We start from the raw sequence: 4,511 nt of genomic DNA on the forward strand, positions 1-4,511 counted from the left end.
GCATCAACGACAACGCCACCGGATCCGCGGGCATCCTGCAGACGGCGCTCGAGCTCGCCGAGGTCAAGCCGACCACCAACGCCGTGCGGTTCGCCTGGTGGGGTGCCGAGGAGTCCGGGCTGGTCGGGGCGACCCCCATCAGCAGTGCTGCGGCGAGTCGGCGCCGGGGGCGGCGCCCGACCGCCGGACCGGCGTCGGCGGAGGAACGGGAACGGGTCACGGCGGTGCTCCTCCGTCAGCGGGTGTCGGGACCGCCCGGCCGGCGGCCGGACCACCGTAGGTCGGCGGAGCGACGTGGTCGGGCTGCCGCACCGCCGACGCCCCCGCTACCGAATGCCCGGTGTGTCGTCACGCGGCGTGTCCGTCCCGGCCGGTGCGGCTCGTCCGCGCGGACCCGCCGTCGCCACCAGCACGTTCGCACCGGGCGGGGCGCCGACATGCGGGACCGGGCCGGATCGGGGCCGTCGGCCGGCTCTCGACGGGGACCCCCGACCGTGCCTAGGTTGCCGTCACCGGCCGCCGCACGGGACCCGCGGCCGCTCCCCCGAGAGGACGTCGATGTCGCTCCGCACCCGCCGATCAGCGCTCACCCTGACCACCGCTGCGGCCACCTTCGCCGGCTCGGTGCTCATCGCCGCACCGGCCGGCGCCGGGGGCAACCCCCACCCCCACGGCTTCGCCCAGCGGGTGTCGACCGAGGAGGTCGCCGCGCACCTCGCCGCGTTCCAGGAGATCGCCGACGCGAACGGCGGGAACCGGGCCAGCGGCACCCCCGGGTACGACGCCTCGGCCGACTACGTGCAGGGGCTGCTGGAGGAGGCCGGCTACCAGGTCGAGCGGCAGTACTTCGACTTCGTCGCCTCGTCCACGACCACTCAGGAACTGACCGTGGCCGGCGCGTCGGTCGACGTCATCGCGATGGAGTACTCGCCGTCGGGTGAGGTCACCGCACCGCTGTCGGCGCTGGCCGCCGACGACGCGACGCCGGGCTGCGAGGCCGCCGACTACCCGGGGACGGTGGCCGGCACCGTCGTCCTGGTCTCCCGCGGCGCCTGCTCCTTCACGGTCAAGCAGCAGCTGGCCACCGCGGCCGGCGCGGTGGGCGTCCTAGTCTACAACAACGTCCCCGACGAGCCGCTGAACGGCACCCTCGGCGAGGCCGTCCCCGGCGCCCCGGCCGGTGGTCTCACCCAGGCGGCCGGGCAGGCGCTGCTCGGCCAGGTCGGGCAGCAGGCCACCCTCGACATCCAGGTCGAGGTCACCGAGACCACCACCTCCAACGTCATCGCCCAGACCCCCTACGGCGACACCGACCAGGTGATCATGCTCGGCGCGCACCTGGACTCGGTCGCCGAGGGCCCGGGCATCAACGACAACGCCACCGGATCCGCGGGCATCCTGCAGACGGCGCTCGAGCTCGCCGAGGTCAAGCCGACCACCAACGCCGTGCGGTTCGCCTGGTGGGGTGCCGAGGAGTCCGGGCTGGTCGGCTCCTGGGAGTACGTGGAGTCGCTGACCGAGGCCGAGCGCGCCCAGATCGCCGGCTACCTGAACTTCGACATGATCGGGTCGCCGAACCACATCATCGGGGTCTACGACGCCGACCAGTCGACGTACACCGCCCCGGTCACGGTGCCGGAGGGATCGGCGTCGCTGGAGCAGGTGTTCACCGGCTACTTCGACCGCACCGGCCAGCCGTGGGTCGACACCGAGTTCTCCGGGCGGTCGGACTACCAGGGCTTCATCGAGTACGGCATCCCGGCCACCGGCCTGTTCACCGGCGCGGACGACATCAAGACCGAGGAGGAGGTCGCGCTCTTCGGCGGCACCGCCGGGATCCCGCACGACCCGAACTACCACTCCCCCGCCGACGACCTCAGCAACGTCGACCTGACCGCACTGGGGATCAACAGCCAGGCGATCGCCTTCGCCACCCTGTCGCTCGCCCAGGACCCGACGCCGCTCGACCTGACCGACAACCACCCGGGCAAGGGCAAGGGCAAGGGGAAGGGGAAGGCCAAGGGCCTCGACCGCGGGAACGGGAACGGGGGCGACCGGGGCCACGGCGTGGCTGCCTGATCCCTCCCGTTCCGTACGCGGGGCCGGACACCAGCTGGTGTCCGGCCCCGCTGTCGTGTCCGGCCCGGTCGTGGCCGGGGGCCGGGTGGCATAACGTGCGGGAGCCGTCGTCCCGGACGGCCGGAGGAGGACACCGCATGACGATCACCCAGTCCGACGTCCGGCAGGCGGCCGCCCGGATCGCCCCGTTCGTCCGGCGGACACCGGTCGTCGTCCTGGCCGGCGCTCCCCTGGGGCTGCCGCACGACGTCGTCGTCAAGCTCGAGCAGCTCCAGCACTCCGGGTCGTTCAAGGCGCGCGGGGCGTTCAACACGCTGCTGTCCGCCGACGTCCCGGCGACGGGGGTCATCGCCGCCTCCGGTGGCAACCACGGCGCCGCCGTCGCGTACGCCGCCCAGCGGCTCGGGCACCGGGCGACGATCTTCGTCCCCGCCGCCGCACCGGCGGCCAAGCTGGAGCGGATCCGGCGTTACGGCGCCGACGTGGTGGCCGTCGGCCGCGACTACGCCGAGGCGCACCGGGCCAGCGTCGAGGAGGAGACCCGCACCGGCGCGCTGCGGGTGCACGCCTACGACCAGCCCGAGGTGGTCGCCGGGCAGGGCACCGTCGCCCACGAGCTCAGCGAGCAGGCGCCCGACCTGGACACGGTGCTCATCGCCGTCGGCGGCGGCGGGCTGATCGCCGGCTGCGCCAGCTGGTACACCGACAGCCTGCGGGTGGTCGGGGTGGAGCCGGAGCGGGCGCCGACGCTGCACGCCGCCCGGGCGGCCGGGCACCCGGTGGACGTCGAGGTGAGTGGGCGGGCCGCCGACGCGCTGGGCGCCCGCCGGCTGGGCAGCATCGCCGCCGAGGTCGCCGACCGGTACGTCGACGACGCCGTGCTGGTGCCCGACGACGCGATCCGGGAGGCCCAGCGGCTGCTCTGGGAGGAGCTGCGGGTGCTCGCCGAACCCGGCGGGGCCACCGCGCTGGCCGCCCTGCTGTCCGGCGCGCACGTCGCCGCCGCCGGGGACCGGGTGGGCGTCGTGGTGTGCGGGGCGAACCTCGATCCGGCGTCCTGGTCGGTCCTGCCCGAGACGGGGGTCTGACGTGCCGGTGCTGCTGCGCGGCCGGGTGCTGCCGGTGCTGGCCGACCCGATCCAGGACGGCGCCGTCGTCATCGAGGACGGAGTGATCACCTATGTCGGCCCCGCGTCCCGGGCCCCGCACCTGACCGGGGAGGTGACCGAGGTCGACGCCGGCGACGGTGCGGTCGTCCCGGGGCTGGTCGACGCCCACGTGCACCTGGTCGCCGACGGCGCCGCCGACTTCGCCGGCTCGGTGCTGCGGTCGAGCACCGAGCAGCTGGCCGCCACCGCTGCGGCCAACGCCCGGCGCACCCTCGCCGCCGGCACGGTCGCGGTGCGCGACCTCGGCGCGCCCCACGGGATCGCCGTCGCCCTCGGGCAGCAGGTCGCCGCGAGCCGGGCGGCCGGCCCGGAGGTCACCGCGGCCGGCCGGGCGCTCACCGCTCCCGGCGGCCACATCCCCTACCTCGGCGTGGAGGTGCAGGGCGTCGACCAGCTGGCGGCGGCGGCCCGCACCGAGCTGGCCGCCGGAGCCGGCGGCATCAAGCTGGTCGCCACCGGCGGCGTCCTCACCCCCGGAGCCGCCCTCGGCAACGCGCCCTTCGCCGAGGACGAGCTGGCCGCCGCGGCAGCCGTCGCCCGCGAGCAGGGCCGGTGGGTCGCCGCCCATGCCATCGGGCACGAGGGCACCAGGCGGGCGCTGCGCGCCGGGGCGACCAGCATCGAGCACGGCTACCTCCTCGACGACGAGACGGTCGAGCTGATGGCCACGACCGGAGCGGTGCTGGTGACCACCCAGGTCGCCGTCGCCCGGATGCTGCGCAACCGGCACCTGGTCGACCCGGCCGTGGTGGCCCGGGCCGAGGAGGTCCAGGACGTGGCGATCACCTCGCTGCGGCGCGCGGCGCGGGCCGGCATCCCGATCGCCGGGGCCACCGACGCCGGCACCCCGTTCAACCCGCACGGCGGGGTGGCGGAGGAGGCGGCGCTGCTGGTCGCCGACATCGGGCTGACGACGGCGCAGGCGCTGCGGGCGGTCACCGCCACCGCCGCCCGCTGCCTGCTGCGGCCGGACCTGGGGCACCTGTCGGTCGGCGCCCCCGGACACGTCGTGGTCACCGGCGCCGATCCGCTGGACGACGTGACCGCCCTGACCGACGTCCGCGCCGTCGTCCTCGGCGGTCGGCTGCTCGACATCCCGGAGAGGACGACATGACCGACACCTCCACGATCTCCCTGCCCACCGACCACGCCCAGCGCGCCGTCGTACTTCCCGCCGGAGGGCACCGTGTCGACGTGTGAGCCGGTGAGGACGACGCCGTCGCGGGAGCCCGGCAGCCGCCCGAACACGTTGCCCACCGCGTC

4 protein-coding genes are annotated in these 4,511 nt (G+C 75.4%); 3 read left to right on the forward strand and 1 reads right to left on the reverse strand.

Translation table 11 applies throughout. From position 1 onward, the window contains the following. The coding region (locus tag G5C62_RS27690; protein WP_206330869.1) for a hypothetical protein at nucleotides 1-220 on the reverse strand (220 nt) is incomplete at its 3' end. A gap of 338 nt (nucleotides 221-558) precedes the next feature. On the opposite strand from G5C62_RS27690, the gene G5C62_RS28805 reads away from it, so the two are divergent. From G5C62_RS28805 to G5C62_RS25845, 3 genes are all read left to right on the forward strand, one after another. Continuing rightward, nucleotides 559-2,079, forward strand: coding sequence for a M20/M25/M40 family metallo-hydrolase (locus tag G5C62_RS28805; protein WP_164703255.1), 1,521 nt, complete (start codon nucleotides 559-561; stop codon nucleotides 2,077-2,079). 137 nt (nucleotides 2,080-2,216) lie between these two features. Beyond that, on the forward strand, nucleotides 2,217-3,167 hold the full coding sequence (locus G5C62_RS25840; protein WP_164703256.1) for a threonine/serine dehydratase: 951 nt from the start codon (nucleotides 2,217-2,219) through the stop codon (nucleotides 3,165-3,167). 1 nt (nucleotide 3,168) lies between these two features. Further along, nucleotides 3,169-4,362 (forward strand): amidohydrolase family protein, encoded by a 1,194-nt coding sequence (locus tag G5C62_RS25845; RefSeq protein WP_164703257.1) that lies wholly within the window; start codon nucleotides 3,169-3,171, stop codon nucleotides 4,360-4,362. Nucleotides 4,363-4,511: the final 149 nt, after the last annotated feature.

The organism is Modestobacter sp. KNN46-3 (genome assembly GCF_011039295.1).